Consider the following 22,741-nt stretch of genomic DNA (forward strand, 5'->3'; position numbering starts at 1 on the left):
AAGTATGTTTTAACGGTGTTGTCTAGTTCTTAAACACCTATTCAGAAAAACAAAAAAGGATAACCATGAGAAAAACACAATTGTTAGCCTGTTGCCTGTTGGCAATAGCAGGGATTGCCGCGTGTTCAAAAAAGAACGATGAAAGCCCCCGGTTAAACGATGGATCAGCGCTCGCTGCAGCTGAACCACCCACAGTACAGGTACCTGGCGTCTGCGAATATGACCTGGACGAGACTGCATTAAAAGCACAAGGTTACACGAAAGTATTTGAAGACAATTTCAATACGCTCGACAGCACAAAGTGGGATCGCTGGAATAGTGGTGCCTATAACAACGAACTGCAGTTGTATACACCCAAAAACCTCCACATCGTTGATGGTAAACTGTTAATTAAACCTGTAAGAGAGAGAGTGACCGGTGCAACCGATCCTGATAATTCCACGAAAAAAACATTCAATTTCACTTCCGGCCGAATTGAATCCAACTACAACTTTAAGGCATCTACGGCTACTCCTAAAGTACGCATCTCAGCACGCATGAAACTTCCTTTCGGCCTGGGTATGTGGCCTGCATTCTGGTCATATGGCGGTGAATGGCCTACTAATGGAGAGCTGGACATCATCGAAGGATTTGGAGAACGAGACCTTTATAACACCAATATCTGGTATGGCAGTCAGGCGGGTACGCCGGATCATGACTATACACTTTCCATGACCTATGTAAAGTCGCAGTCAGATCAAACTACCTGCTATCACGTATATGAAGCAATCTGGCAGAAGGATACTGTTACCTTCCTGTTTGATGGCAACATTATCAGGAAGTTAGTATCATCAACACCTGCCGGACAATTCATTCCAAAGTTCTTTAACAGAACACAACACATTACTTTGAATGCAGCTATTGGCGGCGATCAATTTGGCACAATTGATCCATCCAAAATTGTCTTGGGTGATACTTATGTTGACTGGGTGAGAGTGTACACGGCTAAATAAATTATATAAGACAGCCGGCCCTGATGGTACCGGCTGTCTTATTGCAATTCGTTCTACTGACAAGGTTGAACTTTATCTGTTTACTACCGGAAATTGCGAGATCCTGAGTTTTGTACAGCCATAAGGCACCAGGATGATATCCTCCGCTTCACCGGTTTCCAATCCATATGTCATTGTATATGGAATGGGCCCGGTCATTTCATTATAAAAGTTCCAGGTGGGAATGCGTTTTGCTTTTGTTCTGATCAATACCGGCGCATTTTCCAGCTTCCATGGATAACTGACTGTACTGTCTTTCTTTTCCACCACATAACTTTCCTGCAGTTTGTCGTCGGGTACTTCTATCAGGCCATAATTCCACGGTGTAGTAGGTCGTACCTCATAATAAGTGGCGCCATATTCAATAGGGTCTTTATCATTCGTTACCTTCTTTATCTGCTCACCTATTTTCAATGCATAGGTAATAGGACCACGCTCTACAGACATGGAGTTTTCATACCACCTGCTTTTAGAGATCTGCATAGGTAATAGCAGTTCCACTACATCACCTGTAGTCCAGGCACGATCTACCTTTACCACCTGGTTTCCGTCCACTTCTTTCCATAGCTGTCCATTTACCTTTATAGTAGCTTGTTTACACCAGGCAGGAATCCGCAGATGAAAAGGAAATGTTACCGATGCAGTTTTCTTTCCGGTGGATAATGTGAAGCGGATAGATTCTCCAAACGGATAGCTGGTTTCTTCTTTAAAAGAGATCTCTGTATGATCTCCTACATAAGTAGTTACTTCACTAGGTGCATACAGTAATGCGGCAATACCTTTATCTGCGGTAGCATACCAGAGGTTCTGCGTGAACTTAGGCCAGCCCTGATGCATATTGGAAGTACAGCAGGGATATCCTGAGAGCAGACCATAACAAAGATCTGTACCGCTATGGTTCACGTCAAAGTTGCGGGTGTACCGGGTAGCCATTACCTGGTTGGCTTGCTGGAAATATTGCCGTTGGATAAAGTCTTCCGCGATCTGCGAAGGCAGCGCGTTGAACGCGATCTTCTCCAGCTGATCAGCATAACTGACATCACCGCTGATCTCCAATATACTTTCCAGTGTGAACATCATTTCTACAGCTGTGCAGAGTTCAGATCCCTGTGTAGGATTGTTACCATGCAATGATTCATCACCGCCAAACAGGCCATGGGCCATGCCATTGTACCTCCGCAGATCTTCAAAGCCTGTTTTTGTAGCGTCCAGGTATTTTTTATCAGGATGTTGCTGATAATAGACTACCGGTTCTTTCATACCCTGTGCCAGGTTCACACCGTGAACACTACCGGGACGGCGTAGCATGTCGCTACGTTGAAACGCATCCGTAAAGTCAAAGGTCTGCTTGTGCATCAGGTCAGCCAGGTCCAGCAGGAACTGGTCGCCCGTGATATTATACAGCCAATATATCACCATCAGATTATCCCCGGCGCGGTATCGGCCCCAGAAGGACCAATGATCCAGCGGAAAGGTGGGCAGTTGTTTCAGCTGATACCTGAAATAGTTAGTAAGCAGGGTGATGACTCTCTGATCGCCGGTAGCGGAATAATATTGTTTCAATACTTTCAGCATCACCATCTTGGGCCATCAGTCGCGACTATTGTCGCGTTGTATACCTGGTTCATAGGGGTAATCCCGGGATGGGCCGAAGTATCCATCCGGCTGCTGACTTTTAATCGTCCATTCTACCCAGGGTTTCACCCGGGCAATCAGCATCGTGTCTTTCAGGATATAGGCCAGTGGCAGCAGTCCGTCTATCCAGTAAGGACCACGTTCCCACTGATCGCCATCGCCACCCAACCAGCCGTTGCGCGGGCCCATCACCAATGGATATAACTTATCCAGTTGACCGGTGGCACCTTCCTTCTGGTTGACCAGCATGGTCTTCAGCCATCCCTGTGGTGCGATGGCTCCTAAAGGCAGTTCGATGTAAGGTTTCTGATAAAGTGGGGCGCGGTTGCCCGTGAATTGTGGGACCTGAGGGGCCTTTTGTTTCTTCTTCACCTGACCTGTAGCGGTGTAAGAGAGGCCTATCATGAGTAGTGGAATAATAGCAATGTTCTTCATACAAAGTGCTTATGATAAAAATATGAGGGCGGGTGATCCTCAGCATGAAGAACTAAAATATAAATAATTGCCTGCTTATCAGAACAGAATTTATGGTTGGTGAACTTTCTATGGCTTCATTAAAAATCTGGGGGCCTTTAACGCAGAAGGTCCATGAAAATACTTCCATGGACCTTCTGATTATCAAAGTGAGGCGTTATTCCGTCACAGTGAATGATACTTCATTTACTTTGGTAAGACCACTCATACCGCTGTCCTGGTAGGTCACTTTGTACTTTCCGGGAGCGGTGATCCTGTAGCCTGTCAGCAGGTCGATCTCGGCAGACACCTTACCTTTTGCAGGTACTTTGATGTAAGCATCTGCCGGAGGAGGCATGATCCTTTTAGCCATGATACCCTTGTACTGTGCAGGTTCGCCTTTGCTGTCCTGGATCTCAAAGTAAGAGTTCATGAACTTTTCGAATGGAGTATGCCATTTACAGAACTGCAATTCCTTGCCGGAATTATTGGTTACGGTAAATTTCAGCATAACAGGGCTACCTACTTTTACTTTTTCCGGTACAGACATAGTGCTAACAAGTTCTTCTGCAGTTGACGGGGCAGATGTGGTAGATGCTGCTTTCTGCGCATGTTTGCAGGCAGTGAATGAAAAAACGGACAGACAGGCTGCCAATGTAATAAGCTGGTTTCGCATTTAAATTATTTGAGGGGCGAAAATTAAATGAAATAATTTAATTATTCTTATCTAGCCGTCAGGTTTAGCGTTAAGGCTTCGTGAAAATTGTAAGTTTCTTACACCCGCATAGCGGAAGGGAATGACGATTTTTGCGACATGGACATCAATACAATCATTGAAGGAGCACATAGTGTATCTTTAAGGAACCTGCAACCGGCGGATGCAACTGCCATGTCAGAACTGGCTAACAATCCGGCAATTGCCCGTAACTTAAGAAATGTATTTCCCTATCCTTATAGCAGGGAGGACGCCGTTTTTTATATCGGCAAGGCCCGGGAGGGTGCATGGGGAATTTGCCAGGCCATTCATTACCAGGATACATTTGCAGGTGTCATCAGTTTGCTACCACAGGAGGATGTATACCGGCATACTGCAGAAATAGGTTACTGGCTGGGGGAACCGTTCTGGCATAAAGGCATCATGACAGAAGCAATCCGGCTGGTATGCCGTCATGCCTTCAGTCAGACAGGGATCATCCGCATTTATGCAGGTGTATTTTCCTACAACCGGTATTCCGCTGCGGCACTGATAAAGAACGGGTTTGTACTGGAAGGGATCAAAAGGAAAGCTGTATTAAAGTATAATGAACTATTCGACGAGCACTTTTATGCATTATTAAAGTCTTGACATGCAGGAGATTTTAGAGAAGATACAACAGCGAACGGGCATCGATCTCGTTAATATGCTGGCGGAAGAGCTGTCGGGATCGGAACTGAATTCGCTGTTACTGGAAGTATTTGACCGGAAAGCCGGTCAGCTGAAACCGTCGCAGTTATTACAGCAATACCGCATAAACAGGTTCGTGCAGCCAGTTGCGGTGGATGTAATGCAACTGCGGGCAAAAGAACTGGATACACTGCGATGGTTGAAACAGCGCGGCTTTGTACCCCTGGAGCTGTCGCCTGTTTCTTTATTGGGCACCTGTGCCGCCGTTGCGCCTGTCAGCCAGAAGAAAATCATCAGCGCTACAAGAGGTACTGAAGTATTGTCGGATGCTACCAATGCTATTGCCCTGCATATAGCTGACCAGAAGAAACAAAAGAGAGATGGGGGGCTTATGAAGTATTGTACTGCTCACCGGCATGTACGTACGCCGCCGGTAAAAGTCAAGGGGCATAGTCCGCATTTCACCGTTGCCTGTTTGGTCAGTGCAGGGATCGATACTGGTAATCTGGCCTTCGAAATCAATGCGATCAGGGAACATTTTCTGGCATTGCAAACAGTATTAATGCAGGTCTTCGAGATGGAGGTAAAGTACTTTAAACTGCAGCCAAGGGCGGGATATAAACAAGGCGATCAGTTGGCCGGCAAGATCTTTGAGGACATTAACAATACCTTTCCTGTTGTTATAGACACAACGGTAATGCCGAATGATTATTACCAGGGAATACAATATAAGGCCGTCATCAATATACATGATGAGGAAATAGAAATTGCTGATGGAGGATTTGTAGACTGGACACAACAGCTGTTGGAAAATAAAAAGGAACGGTGTTTTATATCCGGTTTAGGTATCGACTATCTTAGTCAAATAATGTAAGGTATGATGAAGAGAGGTCAGCTTTTAACAGAAGATGCAAAGGAGCACTTTTTTAAAATTGCTTATCCGGCTGCTCCGTTCCAGGAGTATGTTGACTACTATTTTGAAATCAGCCCACACACTGATGCAGCAGATTTTTACATCAACGGCCTGCCCTCTTCCAATACCCTGATAGCCTTCAACCTGAATGAGCAGCCATGGCACTCTTTAAAAGAGGGAAGTGATACGCCCGCTGTTTTCAATTATGCACACCTGCTGGGGCATACGTCCGTTTTACATACCGGCGTTTATGCCGGGGGAATGCACACCTTCTTCGTAAAACTAAGACCTGGTATAGCCGCATTGTTATTCAAAGAAGAGGCAGCTTCTTTTGTCAATACACATATAGACCTTTTCTGTTTATGGGGGAAAGATCTATCGGCGGAACAGCTAATAGCAGCCGGTAATTTCAGGGAAAGGATACAGTTATTTCAGAATATGCTGTTGAAACGCTTTGTCAACGACCGTCACTACATGAAAGTACAGCGGTTGCATCAGCTGGTGAAGACCTTTCATTCTCTACAACTGAAAGGAGAAAAAGAAATAGAAAAAATATGCCAGCGTAACTGGGTTAGCTATGCATCAGCCAGAAGAGATTTCCTGCAATACATCGGATTTACGCCTAAATATTGCCAACGGATCAGCAGACTAAAACTGGCATTAAAAGAATACAAAAAACAGGGTTATCATTTTTACTACGAAGATTTCGGCTACACTGATTTCTCCCATTTCGCCAAAGATAGCAGGCAGATCACAGGACGACCTCCATCCTTATTAATATAGGGTCAGCACTGATGAAAAATATTTTTGTGAATTAGAAATATCCCTTAACTTAACAATACAACTGCGAATTGCTCTATTCGATTTACACCTCAGAAAAACCTTAAAATAACATTCTACTACTAACATTTACCAGACAACATTTTTAAGCTACTCATTTTAATAAAAGCGTATAACATGCGTCAGGCATATCCTTGAACGCAATGCCCAGTATATACATCACCGGAAGAGGTATATTTTTATCACACTCATCAGATCATATCCAAACCATTAAAGTCTTTAATGATGAAAAACGCTATTATCAACACACCTGATCAACATGGGTTTATATTGAATGGTACCGAGGCATTGTACATATGCCATCTGCCAATGTTCAATATGAAGAACCATATGTACCAGGTAACACTGGAAATAACTCTTTCACCAGAAGCGAGAGCAGCCTATCTGAATGACCGCCAAACCAATCCTGGCGATTATTATGTATTAGGGAATCTGCAAACCGATCTGTTCACTATTCCGGATGTTATTTTAGGTAAGACCAAAAACTTCCAGGCAGACATATTCCGGGGTATGCCTACGGATCCCAACAAGGACAAGCCGCTTATCCACAATGTAACAACGACCATCAAAAGGATCGTATATGCACGTCACTTCGATTATACAATTCCTTACCCTGATGATATGACCTATATCGTTTTCGGGAATGAGAAAGAGGCCTTTATTGACCACTACCTGACGGAAGAAGATGACTTCCTCCACATTATGTCATTGTATAAAGTGCCAGACTGGTTACCCATTGATCAACTGGCCATCTCTGCCAATGTAGGTTTCATCGGCTTACCGTCTACGCCTATGCCGGAAAATCCACCACTTGCCACTGGCAGTTATAAAGTGGCCTTTCAGGGACTGGACCAGGTGTATGAATTGCAGGTAGGAGATGATATTTTCTTTGACACAGAAATTGTGAACATGCCAGCCGAACAAACGGCTATGAAAGGATTTTATGCAATCGGTTAACAAGGGTGTCATAAAAACAAGAAGCCACATCAATGCGATGTGGCTTTCTTTACTATTGAGGGATTGGTATACCATTAAACACCTTGCTCGGATCATACTGTTGTTTAATCTTCTGTAGGCGGAAAAGATTCACGCCATATGCTTCATCAATCTGTTCATATTCTTCCGGTCCCAGGATATTAGGATCTCCCCGATAATGTGAGCGTCGTGTCCCCGTGTTTGACTTCCGATCGTCATAGGCGGAAATAAACTTCTACTATGACAAAAAGAACCGACAAAATTATCTACCTGGCAAGTACCGTCTTTGTAACGCTGTTTTCCGCCTTCGGCGCCTGGGGTTTACTGGCGCTGCCATTCTTTATTGACACGGTGAACGGGATGGGGTATCCCCGTTATTTCAGGATCACATTAGCCATATTTAAGATCCTAGGGGGAGTTGTAATATTGCTACCGGTTCCCACCAGGGTAAAAGAATGGGCTTATGCCGGGATTGGCATTAATGTCATATCGGCCATTATTTCATTTTGTGCCATTGAGGCGCCGGCGGCTAGCTTTATATCGCCTGTTATTGCACTGCTGGCATTAATTATTTCTTACGTTTACTTTTGCAGGACCACTCAGGTGTCCCCATTGGGTACTTTTGATCGTCATGGAAGGGAACAATAAAATCCACAGTAATGAAAGAGTTTGTATTAATTTTCAGGACCAGCAATAATGCTGATTTCAAGCCATCGCCAGAGCAGATGCAGGAAAGAATGAACTGGATGGCCGGCATCGCCTCTCAGAACAAACTGGTTGATAAAGGAAATTCCTTGTCGCCCGTCAGCGCTAAAACCGTAAGACCGGGGAATGTGGTGACCGACGGCCCATATACAGAGATCAAGGAATTTGTTGCCGGCTATGTGATCGTCAGGACGGAGACCCTTGAAGAAGCAGTAGAACTGGCTAAAGACAATCCAGTTTTGAAATCTGGTGGCAATGTAGAGGTCAGGGAAGTGTTAAAACGTGAGATTAACAATTAACCGCCAATGGAAGAAAAGGCAACATCTCAACAGCTTTTGCCACATCTATTCAGGTTGGAGTACGCTAAAATGACGGCCGTATTATGCCGTCATTTTGGCTTGCAACATATAGAGATAGCTGAAGATATTGTCAGTGAAACATTCCTGAAGGCGACCGAGTTTTGGGGTCTGCATGGGATCCCTGCTAATCCAACGGCCTGGCTCTACACCGTAGCGAAAAACAAAACCAAAGACTTCCTCAAACGGCAGCAGCTCTTCGACACACAGGTTAAAGGGAATATCCGGACAGATGAGCAACAACCCGAACCTGATCTCGCATTCACACAACAGCTCTTCAACGACAGCCAACTGGCGATGATCTTCGCTGTTTGCAATCCCGCCAATTCTCCTGAGTCACAGATCTGTCTCGCACTGCAAATTCTCTGTGGATTTAGTGTAGAAGAAATAGCGAACGCCTTTCTTGCGAAAAGGGAAACGATCAAAAAGCGTTTGCTAAGGGCGAGAACAAATCTCCGGAATGATGATTTTAAGATCACGACCTTACGGGAGGATGCTATTCAATCCAGGCTTGCTACGGTGCTCAGAACTTTGTACCTGTTGTTTAATGAAGGTTATTTCTCTGCATCCAATAATCATCTTATCCGGAAGGAGCTCTGTTCAGAAGCTATCCGCCTTACGCTGTTATTAGTAGAACATCCATTGACAAACTCCACGAAAGTGAATGCCCTACTTGCACTCATGTGTTATCAAAGCTCCAGACTCGATGCCAGAGAAGACGAAGCCGGAGAAACCATACTATTCGAGCAACAGGATAAGGATCTGTGGAGCAAAGAACTGATCGACAAAGGGAATTACTATCTGGTGAATGCCTGTTCAGGAAATGAAGTGTCAAAATATCACCTGGAAGCGGGCATTGCTTACTGGCATACAACACCCACTGACAATAAGAAATGGGAACATATTCTGCAACTGTACAATGAACTTATATTAATTGAATATTCGCCTATGACTGCCCTGAACAGGACTTTTGCTTTTGCGAAAGTGTATGGAGATGACAAGGGGATTATTGAAGCGGAGAAGTTGCGGCTGGAGGCGAATAGTTATTATCACTCACTGCTGGGGTGTTTATATGCCGGCAGGGATGTTGAGAAAGCCGTTAATCATTATAACACGGCGATTACATTGACTAAATCAGCGAAGGAGAAGAGGACGTTGTTGAAGGAGGTAGAGCGGTTGAAAGGAAAAGCATAGTTTCTTCGGCAATATGTCCCCAATAGCATATGAATTAATAATATTAAATTACACCAGATAATTATTCCATATGCAGATCCAGCCACATCCTGCTTTAGCGCATTTTGTCCGGCATTACCTGGTGCTGGAGGAGCGGCTGGCTGTTAACTGGCATCACCGCCTGTTTACAGATGGCAATACAGGGCTGGTCTTCAATTTGGGAAATGCATCTTTACATATTTCAAATGGTACCCCGTCCTATCACTCTGCCTGGCTATACGGGCAGATCAACAACTACCACGACCTTTCACTTTCCGGCGATATAAAATGGATTATAGTAGTGTTCCAGCCTTATGGTGCTCATCATTTCTGGGGTGTACCGGCAGAGGAATGGCGCGATTCTTTCTTCCCGGCCCATGAAATGCTGGGTGCTTCCATCAATGCTGTTGCCGCAAGATTGTTGGAAGAGCAACAACTGAGCCAGCAGATCCGTTTGATTGATACATTTCTTTTGCGCCAGCTGGAGAAAAGCATGTGTCCCGAGGCGGTTGTTATGCAGGCAGTGGAGGAAATTACAAAGCATGACGGCACCCTGCCAATAGAAGCATTATTAAGAACGCTGTCAGTGAATGAGCGTACACTGGAACGAAAATTCAAACTACATACCGGGCTTACGCCCAAGCAATTCTCGGGTATTACCCGCTTAAATGCCAGTGCGAAAAGAGTAAAGAAGATGCGTGCAGTAAACACGCTTACAGACATTGCTTACGAAAGTGGTTACTTTGATCAGGCTCATTTTATAAGAGACTTCAGAAAATATACCGGTTTCACACCTCATCAATACCAACGCGAAGCACATCCGCTGGCACTGAATTTCCTGCAATTATAATCTGTCGGATTTATACAATCCGAGATAACAAGGTTGACCTATTTTGCAGGATAATCACTCCATTTATGCTGCCAATAAAAATAGCTACTGCACAGTTTGAAAACCGAAGCGACGATAAAGCTTACAATTTACATATCATCCGTTCCCTTTCTGCACAAGCAAAATCTCAGGGCGCACAGGTGATCGCATTCCATGAATGCTCCATCACCGGTTATACCTTTGCGAGGCACCTGAACCGGCAACAATTAACGGACATCGCGGAATCTATTCCAGACGGAGAAAGCATCCAGGCTTTAATTGCCATTGCTAAAGAACTGGATATTGTGATCCTGGCAGGGTTGTTTGAGAAAACAGCTGACGGTAATCTGTATAAAGCCTATGTATGTGTAGACAAAACTGGGCTGATCGCCAAATACCGAAAGCTGCATCCTTTCATTAACCCGCATCTTACACCGGGCAGCGAATATGTTGTGTTTGACCTCCTGGGATGGAAATGCGGTATATTAATCTGCTATGATAATAACATCATTGAAAATGTACGTGCCACTGCATTGCTGGGTGCTGAAATCATTTTCATGCCGCACGTAACCATGTGTACACCTTCTACCCGGCCGGGAGCAGGATTTGTAGATCCGGCATTGTGGGCCGCCCGCGAAACAGATCCGACATCCCTGCGTGCTGAATTCGACGGATTAAAAGGCCGCAGCTGGCTGATGAAGTGGCTGCCTGCAAGGGCCTATGACAATGGTATTTACGCCATCTTCTCTAATCCTATTGGCATGGATGATGATCAGTTGAAGAATGGCTGTTCTATGATCCTTGATCCATTCGGAGATGTGATTGCGGAATGCAGACGCCTGGGAGATGATATTGCGATTGCCACACTTACGCGGGAGAAGCTTACACAATCCGGCGGCCACCGATACAGGAATGCAAGACGGACGGACTTGTATGGCCACATCCTCGCCGCGCCTCATCAGGCCGTACAGAAGGTAGTCTGGATGCAGGAGAAGGAAGCATAAGATCATTAAAAAGGCCGCCCGGAAACGGGCGACCTGGTTCATTATCACTGTTTTCTATTGCTTGGCTAAAGGGCGGCGCAGGATCTGCACCACAAGCGTGTCTTTATTGCTTTCCTGGCTTAACTTGGATATTACATTACGGTCAAAAAGCATAGTTTGTCCTTGCAGGTGGCTCAACTCCGTCAGCTCCATAGGCACGCCAAATGGTGAAGGCTTCCACGAGGTAGAAGTAGCAGTTGCCACTACATACGCAAAATAATACTGCCCATTTACGATCCTGACAGGGTATTTCTTCCTATACTTACACGGATTTGTGTAATAAGTCGGACACTCTGATGCTGGGCCGCCAAGCGGTACCAGATTCATTATTGAATCAGCTACATTGGTATTAGGCTTAGGACTATCTTCTGTAAAATCTACCGCTGCCAGCATCATTAATGTATCACTTTTACTAATGATCTCTGTTTTGATATTACCCAGCAATACATTCTTCTCGCCCTGAAATTCCAGGGTATAGGAGGAAAGATGCGCCCCGGAACCGGTAGTGGCATCTAATATGTAAGACGAAGCACGTCCGCGTCGTGTCACATAATCTTTTATAAGCGCTTTATCATATATGGTACTATTGCCGGTGTACATAACAGTTTCGTCTACCGTTACAACATCGCCGGGACTGTATGAATTAGGAGAGGATCCGTCCTTATCTTTACTGCAGGCAAATATAGAAGTACACATCACTAATAAAATCAGCATCTTTTTCATGGTTCGATTGGCTTTATTAAAACTTGTTTTTAAGGTGAATGGGCGAATATTCTACAGTAAGACAGGAAATATTAAAAAACTCCTACGGGGTTAAAGATTTTTTTTTAAAAAAAGTACACAGGATAATTATATGGCTGTTTCTACCTGATTATCTATGCAATAAGAAAAGGACAGAATAGCACTGATAATGTATTTACGCAATTGTTGCCGGAAGCAGTAAGATGTATAAGGATTTAAAGCGATCCCAAAACTCACTATATATAAAAAGAAACAGCCCGAAAACGGGCCGTAACTTCTCCTTTCATTTTTTACCCTCCTATTATTGTTTCTTCTTTTCTTGCTGCATTACATTCTTAAGCGATTGCTCACAGGGGTCAACTACCTTAATAGCTTTCCTGCGAGCCATGATTGCTCCCAGACAAATGATCAATACGACAATAACAGCTATTGGCCATATTCTCTGTTTGAGGATTTTCTCCATCGTTGCAGGATGACTTCGGTTATGGATGATGTGAAAAGCGAAAACAAGGCAATAGCTATACAGGCAGACATTGCTCCTGCCGCGAATGATTTAATAAATGATTAAGATGCATGAAAGCCTCTGGCTATTGCCGTGCAGTTATCAAATAAGGTTTTGTTAGTAAATGGTATTCAAGATTGATTAATTGGTGTACTATAGTTATGGTTTTCTGAGTGTTTATTTTTGAGGTCAGTCTGAGGATAAATATACTGATAATTTATGTACAGAACGAAAAAAATGGACACAATTCTTTTATAATGAACTAGTTATTATTAATTCATTTTATCAGATGTGAGGGAAAATTAATTTATTATAGGAAGAGGATAAACTCAGAAAGAAAACTTATTTTAAATATCTTTAAAAGAAATTTCGCTTTGATTGATGGGAAAGAAAAAGCAGATCAATTTGAATGGTGTATAATATTTGAACCTCATTCGTATATTGCGATGATGTTAAACAGCAGAACAGGAACATTGTTATCTACAACTATCAGAAAACATATCAAGCATCTGATAGATTTCAAAATATCATAGAAAAGATTGCCTTCAACAGGCATTGTTTGCTGGTTAATTCCTATTGATTAAACCCGGCTGCGTAATACAGAATTCTTAATTTAAATTGAAATATATGATGAAGCAAACAGTACCTGCCTTTATCCTGCTGCTTACCTTAGCTGCATGTGGCGGCGCCTCAACCGACAAGGCGAAAACAGAAGACAAGAAAGAAGCTGCCGCTGCCACCGGAACTGCTTACAGCATTGACACAACGGCCACTTCTGTTCAATGGCGTGCTACTCACAAAGGTGGATTTGCTCCACGTTTTGGAAACATCAAAGTTGTAGATGGTAGTCTCAATGTCGAAAACGGCGCTGTTACCGGTGGTAACTTTGACGTAAACATGAATTCACTGACCACAGATCCTGCCTCTGTTACTGAGCCTGATAAAAAATCAACTGATCTGGATGGCCATCTGAAAAGCCCGGACTTCTTTGATGCTGCGAAACACCCGACTGCTAAATTCGTTATTACCAGCGTTGCTCCGTATGACAGCACCAAAGAGAAAAGTCTTCTTCCCGGCGCTACTAATCTTATCAGCGGTAACCTGACACTGAAAGACAGCACCCTGAACATCACTTTCCCTGCACAAATCACTGTTGGTGAAAATGATGTTACTGCTAACGCAAAATTTGTGATAGACAGAAGTGCATGGGGTATTAGCTACAAAACTGAAGGTAGTCCTGAAAACTGGATGATCAGCAAAGATGTTGAAATTGGTTTCAGCCTGAAGGCCGTGAAGAAATAATCTTCCGAAGGACTTGTATAAAGAGCAGCCTGGCATAATGCCAGGCTGTTTTCGTTTACCGGTATATTATTTAAAACGCTTATCTTTAGATACCTGATGCGAATACAGACGATCCTGATCTTACAAAGAAAAAAGCCATGGCAGGGAACATTATCCGGAAATTCAATTATTTACAACAATAAAGTAGAAACAACCTATGTCGATATCAAAAGAATCTGAATTATTAGGCATGCAAAAAGCGAGTGAGGCTGTTGCATATACCTTGAAGGAAATGAGGACCTATGCTCAACCGGGAATGAGTACAAAAGAACTTGATGAATACGGCGCTACAATATTATCCGACCTGGGTGCGAAATCAGCGCCTTACTTAACATACGGGTTTCCGGGATATACATGCATCAGCGTTGACAATGAATTCTGTCACGGCATTCCCTCTGCCAGACGCATTCTAAAAGAAGGTGATTTAATCAATATTGATGTTTCAGCTGAACTGGATGGCTTCTGGGCCGATAACGGCGGATCATTTGTACTTGGCAATGATATTCATCAGCATCAAAAGCTGGTCGATGCATCCAGGGAAATACTGCAAAAAGCACTCAATAACATCAGAGGAGGAGTGAAGATAGCGGATATCGGCTACCTGATGGAAACGGAAGCTAAAAAGAGAGGCTTTAAGGTAATCAGAAATCTGGGAGGGCATGGTATAGGCAGCCGCTTACACGAAGAGCCAGGCGAACTGCTTAACTTCAGGAATCGATATGATACAAGGCGATTTAAAAAGAACTCGGTGGTTGCTATAGAAACGTTTATATCTACTACTTCAACTTATGCGACAGAGCTTGGTGATGGCTGGACGATGGTGGGTAACAAAGGCGGATATATGGCACAGCATGAGCATACTATTGTAGTAACTGATGGACAACCGATTATTTTAACGGAAATGAATGGTATATTGAATTAACGGATATTTTATCTACAATCACCTGCGTTGCCCTCAAAATTGCAACCACTTAATCAGGAAATCGCCACCCGACTAACCGCAACATTGGAAGAAAGTACCGGCAATCATAGCAAACGACCTATAATTAATGAACAATTAAAAAAGTTGTTGTTTCCCAAATGCAACAATATAAAAAAGCGTTCTTCTTTATTCTTGCCACCATTTTTATTTTGGTGGTTTCCCCGTTTTTATCATTCCCTCAGTTAAAAGATAGTGTTCATTCACAATTGGTTCTACAATTGCAGAAAAGTAAAGCAGATACTAATCGTGTGTCTATTTTACTGAAGCTTGGTCAATATTATATTCAGCGGGAGTATTATTTGTACAAAACCGGCAATCCACGCACACAACTTGACAGTGCCTGCTACTTCGCAGATGAAGCCCACCATCTGAGCCAGGCTTTAAAATATGAAAATGGAAAGCATGAGGCGAATTTAATAAAGGGAGATGCATTGATCAGAAAAAATGAAATACGCTCAGCCCTTATTATGTTGGGCATACTAAATGATTCAACCCGCTTTCGTTTATTAATAATATTGGGCCAGCATTATCTTTTTCATACCGACAGAACCCAAAAGGACCTGGATAGCTCGATGCACTTTTTAGAGCAGGCAAATAAAATTGCAATGAGCCATCCGGCTGAAAAGTGGAAGCCTGAACGTATACATATCAAAGCAATGCTTTCCTTTATGACCGAAGGTTTGCAGCAAAGTAAAAAATTATACCAGACAGCAATAGATAAAATAAGTCTGCCGGGTAATGAGGAAAAAGAAGCGCTTCTATGGCATGAATTGGCAACGCTGATCCCTTTGCGCGAAAAGACCGGCGTAACCAGGCTTTACTGTTTTGAAAAAATGTATTCGCTTTATAAAAAAAGCGGTAATCAGGAAAGACAGGCATGGGTATTAAAGACAATTGCTGATATACATCTTGTGGAGGGAAAGCTGGATCTTGCTGAAACAGAGCTATTGGATGTACTTGAACTTTATAAGGGCATCGGATACCGGGACCTCCATTATATTTACGATCTGCTGGCAGTAACCTGTCGCTATAAAGGTGATTTTAGTAAATGCATCTTTTACGGCTCAAAGGCAATAGAGAGTGTGGAAGCGACGCATGATTCCGTTTCGGCCACTACTTTTTATAGTCGCCTTGCAAATATGTACCGGGAATCTGGTCAGCCGGACAAAAGCGTAGAGTGGTATTCAAAAGCGCTTAGAGACCGGGTATTTAAAGGGGACAACAATGACTATGTATTCAGGGATGCATTCTTTTTTGCAAGGGAGCTGGTAAAGCTAAAAAGAGCAAGGGAAGCGCTGTGGTATATTCTTGATATTCACGCAAAAAACAAACCCTTTGGTGTTCACGCAGAAGCATGCCTGCTCGGTTCATTGGCATTTTGTTATCATGCTGTGAAACAGGAACGGCAGGCTGAAAAATATTATGCTGCATTGATAAAGTTATCCGATCAGCTGCAGCAGGACAATGAAATTACAACCGATATTCATTATGAGTTAGGTCAGTATTTCATCGGCAAAACGCAATACCGGAAAGCCGCCGTCTATTTGCAAAAGGCGCTGAATACTGCAGAAGCTACTCATTCATATCCTGAAGCTAAAGAAATTCATCTGCTGCTTTTCAGGGCCGATTCCGGCATGGGGAATTATCCTTCCGCCATGAAACATCTGCTAAGACATAAACTATTGAACGATTCCCTCTTTAATGAAACCAGAAGCTGGCAAATGGAAGAATTGAGGGTGCAGTACGAAACCGCTAAAAAGGAAAAAGATATTGAAACCCTCAACAACCAGTACCAGTTGCAGCGTATTGGGGTTGAGCAGGCCAACAGAACAAAAAATATTACCCTGGCATTTGTGGTGTTATTAGTGATCATTGTGGGATTATTGTTTAACCGCTATCTTCTAAAAAACAAAAGCAATCATAAGCTGCAGGTGCATCAAAAAGAATTAGATCAAAAAAATACATTTTTAGAAACACTGAATACGAAACAGCATGTATTATTAAAAGAAAAAGAATGGCTTGTTAAAGAGATCCATCATCGCGTAAAGAACAATCTTCAAATGGTGACCAGTCTGCTTAATTCACAGGCCGCCTATCTCGATAATGATGCAGCTGTACTGGCTATAAAAGATAGTCTGCGGCGGATGCAGGCCATGTCGCTTATACATCAGAAGCTTTATTTGTCAGGAAATATTTCGACCATTTCCATGCCTGAATACATCGAAGAACTGTTGAGTTACCTTCATGAAAGTTTCGATACCGGCAGCCGGATCGTCTTTCAACAAACCATTGCGCCCATTGATCTTGATGTGTCACAGGCAATTCCGCTCGGATTGATCATCAATGAATGCATCGTAAATGCTATTAAGTATGCATTCCCCGGCGATCGCAAAGGGATTGTCAGTATCAATCTGCAATCTATTGAGGAGGACCATGCGTTACTCAATATTTCTGATAATGGTGTCGGCCTGCCGGTGGATTTTGATGTAATGAAGCCTAATTCACTGGGACTTAAACTTGTACAGGGACTTACAAAGCAATTAAACGGTAATGTTAATATTATAAGTGAAAACGGCCTGAGTGTAATAATCCGGTTTGAAGTGATGAGTAAACATATTTCTGACGAACCATTTGTTAATTCATAATAAGCAAGTTTCTATGAATAAAAAATTACTCATAGTAGAAGATGAGTTTATTGTAGCCAATGACCTGCAATTAATATTAACGCAGGCGGGGTATCATATAATAGGAATTGCTGCTTCAGTTGGAGAGGCTGACACATATCTGCAACAGCAAACGCCAGACCTGGTGATTCTGGATATCCGGTTAAACGGAAAACGTTCAGGAATTACACTGGCACGAAAGCTGAGGGAGGATAATATCGCATTCATCTATGTTTCTGCCAACTCTAACCAGAAAGTACTGGAAGAGGCAAAGACTACCGAGCCTTACGGATTTTTAGTTAAACCATTCAGGGAGAAAGACCTGCTGATCACCCTGGATATTGCATGGTATCGTCATACGCATAGTCTTGAGTCAAAATTACGGAATGAAGAACGTTTACAAAGTCTGCTGACTGAGATATGCAATGAAGAATCTGATGCTCAGTCAAAATTTTTAAAGCTGGCCAGCGCTATGCAATCTTTTATCCCGTTTGATTTTATAGCAACGGGAGTTAGGCCTCTGAATGGGGAACGGTTCACTGATATAGGTTATTTGCGGGTTGGTTTTGATGAATACCAGCATATTGGCGAAAAAGAATTACTCACCATCACGGGTTTAAGCAATAGTTCTTTTTATGCAGTTATTGAAAATAGCCCTGCCGACAGTCATGGGAACATCTATAGCAGCGAAGCACCAAACAATCATTCTCCAAACAATTCACTGCAAAGAACATTGTTAGATTGTCTGCGAATGGAGTCATACCTGGTATTCCCTGTTTCTCCTGGCTATGGATTGTCGGTTCATTATTTTTTTTATAGTCGCAAGCCCGGCATTTACAGTAAAAGCCATCTTACCTTTCTACACCGGATAAAACAATGCCTGGAAGATCTGGCAGAAAAGATCATTTATTATGAGACATCAACCTCTGTAGAAAAGGATCGGCCGGTTTCTCCGGAGAAGAAAAAAAATAAAGCGGAGTTTTATCCTGGATTCAAAAGCATCATTGGAAATCATCACCTCTTATTAGCGGCATTAGACCTTGCAACGCAGGTAGCCCCTTATAATACATCCGTACTTATATTGGGAGAGAGCGGCACTGGCAAAGAAAAAGTAGCGCAATCCATTCATGAACTTTCCACCAGGAAAAAGGGGCCATTCATTAAGGTTAATTGTGCTGCTATTCCTGAAACATTGGTAGAATCTGAGTTGTTCGGTCATGAAAAGGGTGCTTTTACGGGTGCTATTGAAAAAAGGAAAGGAAAGTTCGAGCAGGCGGAAGGCGGAACCATTTTCCTGGACGAAATCGGAGAACTGCCATTGGCCATACAAATGAAATTATTACGTGTTTTACAGGAAAGGGAGATCGAATATGTTGGCGGCCACTCGCCTGTAAAAGTAAATGTGCGCGTTGTTGCCGCCACAAACCGCAATCTGGATAAAGAAGTAGCCGAAGGTAGGTTCCGTCTTGACCTGTATTATCGACTGAACGTTTTCCCTATTACTTTACCACCATTGCGTGAGCGTAAAACAGACATAGAAGCGCTAACCGTGTTTTTTGGTAATAAATTCTGTAAGGAATTTGATAAACCCTTTAATGGGATTTCAGACGCAATGATCCAAAAGATATATGCATATGACTGGCCTGGAAATATTCGCGAACTGGAGAATGTTGTAGAGCAGTCAGTTGTGCTGAATGATGGCAGGTCCAAATTGCAGCTCATGCGGGACCTTTCATCGCCGGCTTTTAGCGTTATCGGAAAAACCGGTATTAATACATTTGATGAAGTAAAGCATATTCAGCAGGAAACAGAAAGAGAATATATTACTTCCATCCTCAAAAAAACAAAAGGCCGTATACGGGGCGTCAACGGAGCCGCAGAACTATTGAATATAAAACCTACCACCCTCGAATCAAAAATGATCAGGCTGAATATAAGAAAGCAGGATTTTGAGTGACCCAACTCCGATATTTTCGGAGTTGAGTCCGAAATAATGGAGAATCCGGCAGTATTTCTTTTGCATCTCTACATTGCGGACCATCAGTATTCATCTTACTTCCAGCTGATTACATAATTACTTTCTCCGCATGTCATTCTCGTAGCTGGAATGGCATACAAATAGTCAACACAGATCAAAACTATTTGTATGTCATACCCACATCAATGGAGCGAAGCCTCCAATCCTAAAAAAGGTTTCAGAATTCATCTCATCGTATTCCTGCTTTGCATTCCCGCTTTGTGGATCGTATGGTACTTCACTGACAGAAGCTACCCCTGGCCGTTATGGTCCACCGTTGCATGGGGTATCGGTATTATATTCCATTACCTGGGTGTATTTGTTTTCAAAAAATCAAAGAGCAACTAAAACGGATGTATGAACCAGCAACAAAAAACATTCAGACGTATTATAACAGGTCATAACACGGATGGTGCAGCAGTTATTATTTCCGATGCTCCCCCCACCCATACCCAACTTGTTGGTGGACCAGGCGGCCCTACTTTTTTTGAAGTATGGCATACGCTGGAAGCTCCTGCGTTAATCCATGCACAGCCGGCGGAGCCCGAAGAAAAAGGCCTGATATTACCGCCTCCTAAAAACGGTACGCGTTTACGGGTAATTGAATTTCCGCCGGAAGGTGAAGAAATACGAAAACTCACCGGGGCTGATGCAGCAGCTAAATTCAAATCAATGGGCGATGAAAAAGCCTCCACCTCAAATGAAGCGGCTCCCCATCCGTTGATGCACCGCACAAAAACGGTCGATTACGGAATTGTGCTTGAAGGGGAAATCACCTTGGTGCTCGATAAGGAAGAGACGACTATTCAGGCAGGTGATATCATTATTCAAAATGGGACCAATCATGCCTGGGCCAACCGCTCCGGCAAGATCTGCCGTATGGCGTTCATTCTGATCGATGGGGAGTTTACACCTGAAATCGTAACGCCTAAAAATTAAGCCATGCGTATACAACCATTACCGCCGGATACGCTTGGCAGCGAAACCCGTTCAGTACATGAGGAGATCGCCCATCTTGTTGGCCGAAGTCAGCGTCAGGTACCAATGATAGACGCGCAGGGAGCATTATTAGGTCCTTTCCCGGCTATGTTACACTACCCGCAGTTCGGCATTCCGGCGTTGAGTTTTATAAGAACGCTCGACATGCATGCAACGCTTAACAAAAGGGTGCGTGAGGTAGCTATCCTAACAGTTGCTGCATCCTTTGGGGCACGATTTGAACTGTATGCACATGAGATCATGGCGGAAGCATTTGGTATTGCGCCTGATGTTGTCGCATTGCTTGCAGCAGGCGGTCATCCTGATGGTTTAAACGAACAGGAGGCCATTGCTCATTCGATTGCCCATGTGCTGGTTAACGGTCATGTGGTGCCGGATTCGACTTATAAGCGGGCAGTTCAACTGCTTGGACAGGATGCGGTAGCAGAGCTCTTCTTTCTTATCGGCGGCTACTGCTTTATCGCCATTATTTTAAACGGATTCGATATGCCCTCACCCGAAAATCTATAACCTCTACATGAAAAAGTCAATTTTATCGCTGCTGGCTGTTGCAGCGCTTATTACAACAGCCACTTCATGCGCTAACCATGAAAAAGAACCAGGTGCCACTCCCCATACTTATGTGCTGGTACATGGTGCATGGCAGGCTCCGTACGTTTGGGATTCAGTGCAGGCTGATCTTGTTAAAAATGGCGACAAAGTGATTGTAGTGAATCTGCCGGGCCACGGCTCCGACACAACGGCTCCTCACCAGCTGAGTCTCGATGTATATAGAGATGAAGTGATCAATGCTATTGCCAAAGCCGATAGTAATGTCATTCTCGTAGGACATAGCATGGGTGGAATGGTGATTACAGACGTGGCAGAAAAAATCCCCAACAAGATCAAAAAACTGATTTACATAGGGGCTTATCTTCCTGCAACGGGACAGGCGCTTACGGACCTTGCTTTTTCGGACCCTGGCTCCCAATTGGGCCCTTTGCTGAGACCATCAGCCGATCAATTGACACTCGATGTAAAACGCGACAGCCTCACTTACCTTTTTATCAACGACGGTTCACAAGCTGCTAAAGACCTGGTGCTGGCCAATTACCGGGCGGAGCCGGCTATTCCATTTACCAACAAGGTGACGCTGACAAATGAAGGTTTCGGTGCAGTAGATAAAATATATATCAAGACACTGAAGGATGTAGTGATCTCGCCCGCCCTGCAGGATCGCATGATAGCAGCGGCAGGTATAAAAAACGTACTCACCGTGAACACAAGTCATTCGCCCTTCCTGGCGGAACCACATACCGTTTCAGGCTTGTTAATCAAGGCTGCACAATAAATACGATTTACCATGGCAAGACATTTAATGCTCGCAATGTGTATGCTGCTAGGTAGTATTTATGTAAAAGCGCAAAAAACAGATCGCATGGCTGAAGTAGTTGTATTAACGCGGTTTGAGGTAAAAAAAGACCAGGTGGAAGCACTTCGCACCTTACTTGGTAAGTATGTAAAACAGGCTGTTGGTAATGAAAATAACATTATGGCTGAGGCTTATTATGAAGACGAAAGCCCTTCTGTGATGTGGCTCATTGAAAGATGGGCCAGTAAACAGGTGTTGGAGAAAATCAGAGGTAGTGCCATATTCAAACAGGTCAACACATTATCTGAAAAGGAACTGGTACAGCCTGTAAAAACGATCTATGTAAAAGACCTGGAACCGCTTTCAAAAGAAGAATGGCGAAGAGAACCAACGAAGGAGGACACGCCGATCACTATTATGCTATTTGTGGATAGCAAAGCCGGGACCGGGAGCCTGTTTAAAGATTTGTATCATACCGCCATGCCACAATTCAGAGGTGAACCAGGAGTGATCAATTATCAGCTTTCACAACTGGAAGAAGACAGCACACAGTTTGTAACATATGAAAAATTCAGGAATGAAGATGCCTTCCGGTATCATCTGAACTTTCCTCCTATTCAGCCTGTCATCGACTATTTGAACAGCAGCATTAAGCAGCAACCCTTTCAGGCCGGGCTACACAGGTTGATAAGGTTTGCTCCATCTGGTGATGGCACGTATCTGTAACAAT

Annotated in this window: 24 protein-coding genes; 19 read left to right on the plus strand and 5 right to left on the minus strand. The window is 43.5% G+C overall.

Annotated features, from left to right (window positions below):
• The first annotated feature begins 65 nt into the window (after positions 1 to 65).
• Positions 66 to 992, plus strand: a complete 927-nt coding sequence (locus CLV42_RS10685) for a glycoside hydrolase family 16 protein (RefSeq protein WP_106601893.1) — start codon at positions 66 to 68, stop codon at positions 990 to 992.
• Between the two features lie 72 nt (positions 993 to 1,064).
• Here the strand turns inward: CLV42_RS10685 and CLV42_RS10690 are convergent, their stop codons facing one another.
• From CLV42_RS10690 to CLV42_RS10695, 3 genes are all read right to left on the minus strand, one after another.
• Positions 1,065 to 2,612: a beta-L-arabinofuranosidase domain-containing protein gene (locus CLV42_RS10690; protein WP_245901587.1), complete on the minus strand. Its 1,548-nt coding sequence runs from the start codon at positions 2,610 to 2,612 to the stop codon at positions 1,065 to 1,067.
• A gap of 9 nt (positions 2,613 to 2,621) precedes the next feature.
• On the minus strand, positions 2,622 to 3,101 hold the full coding sequence (locus tag CLV42_RS34295; RefSeq protein WP_245901589.1) for a hypothetical protein: 480 nt from the start codon (positions 3,099 to 3,101) through the stop codon (positions 2,622 to 2,624).
• Positions 3,102 to 3,297: 196 nt separating this feature from the next.
• Positions 3,298 to 3,795, minus strand: coding sequence for a protease (locus CLV42_RS10695; protein ID WP_106601894.1), 498 nt, complete (start codon positions 3,793 to 3,795; stop codon positions 3,298 to 3,300).
• A 138-nt stretch (positions 3,796 to 3,933) separates the two neighbouring features.
• Between CLV42_RS10695 and CLV42_RS10700 the strand changes: the two genes are divergently transcribed.
• From CLV42_RS10700 to CLV42_RS10715, 4 genes are all read left to right on the plus strand, one after another.
• On the plus strand, positions 3,934 to 4,464 hold the full coding sequence (locus CLV42_RS10700) for a GNAT family N-acetyltransferase (protein ID WP_106601895.1): 531 nt from the start codon (positions 3,934 to 3,936) through the stop codon (positions 4,462 to 4,464).
• 1 nt (position 4,465) lies between these two features.
• Complete coding sequence (locus CLV42_RS10705) at positions 4,466 to 5,377, plus strand: hypothetical protein (RefSeq protein ID WP_106601896.1); 912 nt, start codon at positions 4,466 to 4,468, stop codon at positions 5,375 to 5,377.
• Between the two features lie 3 nt (positions 5,378 to 5,380).
• Complete coding sequence (locus CLV42_RS10710) at positions 5,381 to 6,199, plus strand: DUF6597 domain-containing transcriptional factor (protein WP_106601897.1); 819 nt, start codon at positions 5,381 to 5,383, stop codon at positions 6,197 to 6,199.
• Positions 6,200 to 6,481: 282 nt separating this feature from the next.
• Positions 6,482 to 7,213, plus strand: coding sequence for a hypothetical protein (locus tag CLV42_RS10715; RefSeq protein WP_146154362.1), 732 nt, complete (start codon positions 6,482 to 6,484; stop codon positions 7,211 to 7,213).
• A gap of 52 nt (positions 7,214 to 7,265) precedes the next feature.
• Here the strand turns inward: CLV42_RS10715 and CLV42_RS34585 are convergent, their stop codons facing one another.
• Positions 7,266 to 7,460 (minus strand): BBE domain-containing protein, encoded by a 195-nt coding sequence (locus CLV42_RS34585; RefSeq protein ID WP_106601899.1) that lies wholly within the window; start codon positions 7,458 to 7,460, stop codon positions 7,266 to 7,268.
• Positions 7,461 to 7,471: 11 nt separating this feature from the next.
• Between CLV42_RS34585 and CLV42_RS10725 the strand changes: the two genes are divergently transcribed.
• The 5 genes from CLV42_RS10725 (at position 7,472) to CLV42_RS10745 (ending at position 11,376) form a co-directional block, all read left to right on the plus strand.
• Complete coding sequence (locus CLV42_RS10725) at positions 7,472 to 7,879, plus strand: DoxX family protein (RefSeq protein ID WP_106601900.1); 408 nt, start codon at positions 7,472 to 7,474, stop codon at positions 7,877 to 7,879.
• Positions 7,880 to 7,890: 11 nt separating this feature from the next.
• Complete coding sequence (locus CLV42_RS10730; RefSeq protein WP_106601901.1) at positions 7,891 to 8,235, plus strand: YciI family protein; 345 nt, start codon at positions 7,891 to 7,893, stop codon at positions 8,233 to 8,235.
• A gap of 6 nt (positions 8,236 to 8,241) precedes the next feature.
• A complete protein-coding gene (locus tag CLV42_RS10735) occupies positions 8,242 to 9,486 on the plus strand; it encodes an RNA polymerase sigma factor (RefSeq protein ID WP_106601902.1) in 1,245 nt (414 codons plus the stop codon).
• A 70-nt stretch (positions 9,487 to 9,556) separates the two neighbouring features.
• The gene (locus tag CLV42_RS10740) at positions 9,557 to 10,354 is read left to right on the plus strand and encodes a helix-turn-helix transcriptional regulator (protein WP_106601903.1); all 798 of its coding nucleotides are present in this window, start codon (positions 9,557 to 9,559) and stop codon (positions 10,352 to 10,354) included.
• Positions 10,355 to 10,419: 65 nt separating this feature from the next.
• Positions 10,420 to 11,376, plus strand: coding sequence for a nitrilase family protein (locus CLV42_RS10745; protein ID WP_106601904.1), 957 nt, complete (start codon positions 10,420 to 10,422; stop codon positions 11,374 to 11,376).
• Positions 11,377 to 11,430: 54 nt separating this feature from the next.
• Here the strand turns inward: CLV42_RS10745 and CLV42_RS10750 are convergent, their stop codons facing one another.
• The gene (locus CLV42_RS10750) at positions 11,431 to 12,138 is read right to left on the minus strand and encodes a hypothetical protein (protein ID WP_106601905.1); all 708 of its coding nucleotides are present in this window, start codon (positions 12,136 to 12,138) and stop codon (positions 11,431 to 11,433) included.
• 1,147 nt (positions 12,139 to 13,285) lie between these two features.
• On the opposite strand from CLV42_RS10750, the gene CLV42_RS10755 reads away from it, so the two are divergent.
• From CLV42_RS10755 to CLV42_RS10795, 9 genes are all read left to right on the plus strand, one after another.
• Positions 13,286 to 13,960, plus strand: a complete 675-nt coding sequence (locus tag CLV42_RS10755; RefSeq protein ID WP_245901591.1) for a YceI family protein — start codon at positions 13,286 to 13,288, stop codon at positions 13,958 to 13,960.
• Between the two features lie 196 nt (positions 13,961 to 14,156).
• Positions 14,157 to 14,921 carry a type I methionyl aminopeptidase gene (gene map / locus CLV42_RS10760; RefSeq protein WP_106601906.1) on the plus strand — a complete coding sequence of 255 codons (765 nt, stop codon included), beginning with the start codon at positions 14,157 to 14,159 and terminating at the stop codon, positions 14,919 to 14,921.
• A gap of 278 nt (positions 14,922 to 15,199) precedes the next feature.
• Complete coding sequence (locus CLV42_RS10765) at positions 15,200 to 17,626, plus strand: histidine kinase dimerization/phosphoacceptor domain -containing protein (RefSeq protein ID WP_170117459.1); 2,427 nt, start codon at positions 15,200 to 15,202, stop codon at positions 17,624 to 17,626.
• A gap of 13 nt (positions 17,627 to 17,639) precedes the next feature.
• Entirely contained in the window at positions 17,640 to 19,601 is a 1,962-nt protein-coding gene (locus CLV42_RS10770; RefSeq protein ID WP_106601908.1) for a sigma 54-interacting response regulator, read from the plus strand.
• 189 nt (positions 19,602 to 19,790) lie between these two features.
• On the plus strand, positions 19,791 to 20,009 hold the full coding sequence (locus tag CLV42_RS10775) for a 2TM domain-containing protein (RefSeq protein ID WP_106601909.1): 219 nt from the start codon (positions 19,791 to 19,793) through the stop codon (positions 20,007 to 20,009).
• Positions 20,010 to 20,018: 9 nt separating this feature from the next.
• Positions 20,019 to 20,600, plus strand: a complete 582-nt coding sequence (locus CLV42_RS10780; RefSeq protein WP_106601910.1) for a cupin domain-containing protein — start codon at positions 20,019 to 20,021, stop codon at positions 20,598 to 20,600.
• 3 nt (positions 20,601 to 20,603) lie between these two features.
• Positions 20,604 to 21,170 (plus strand): carboxymuconolactone decarboxylase family protein, encoded by a 567-nt coding sequence (locus tag CLV42_RS10785; RefSeq protein WP_106601911.1) that lies wholly within the window; start codon positions 20,604 to 20,606, stop codon positions 21,168 to 21,170.
• A 7-nt stretch (positions 21,171 to 21,177) separates the two neighbouring features.
• Entirely contained in the window at positions 21,178 to 21,990 is an 813-nt protein-coding gene (locus tag CLV42_RS10790; protein WP_106601912.1) for an alpha/beta fold hydrolase, read from the plus strand.
• An 87-nt stretch (positions 21,991 to 22,077) separates the two neighbouring features.
• A complete protein-coding gene (locus tag CLV42_RS10795; protein ID WP_170117460.1) occupies positions 22,078 to 22,737 on the plus strand; it encodes a putative quinol monooxygenase in 660 nt (219 codons plus the stop codon).
• Positions 22,738 to 22,741: the final 4 nt, after the last annotated feature.

Origin of the sequence: Chitinophaga ginsengisoli, assembly GCF_003014595.1 — a bacterium.
GTDB lineage: Bacteria > Bacteroidota > Bacteroidia > Chitinophagales > Chitinophagaceae > Chitinophaga > Chitinophaga ginsengisoli.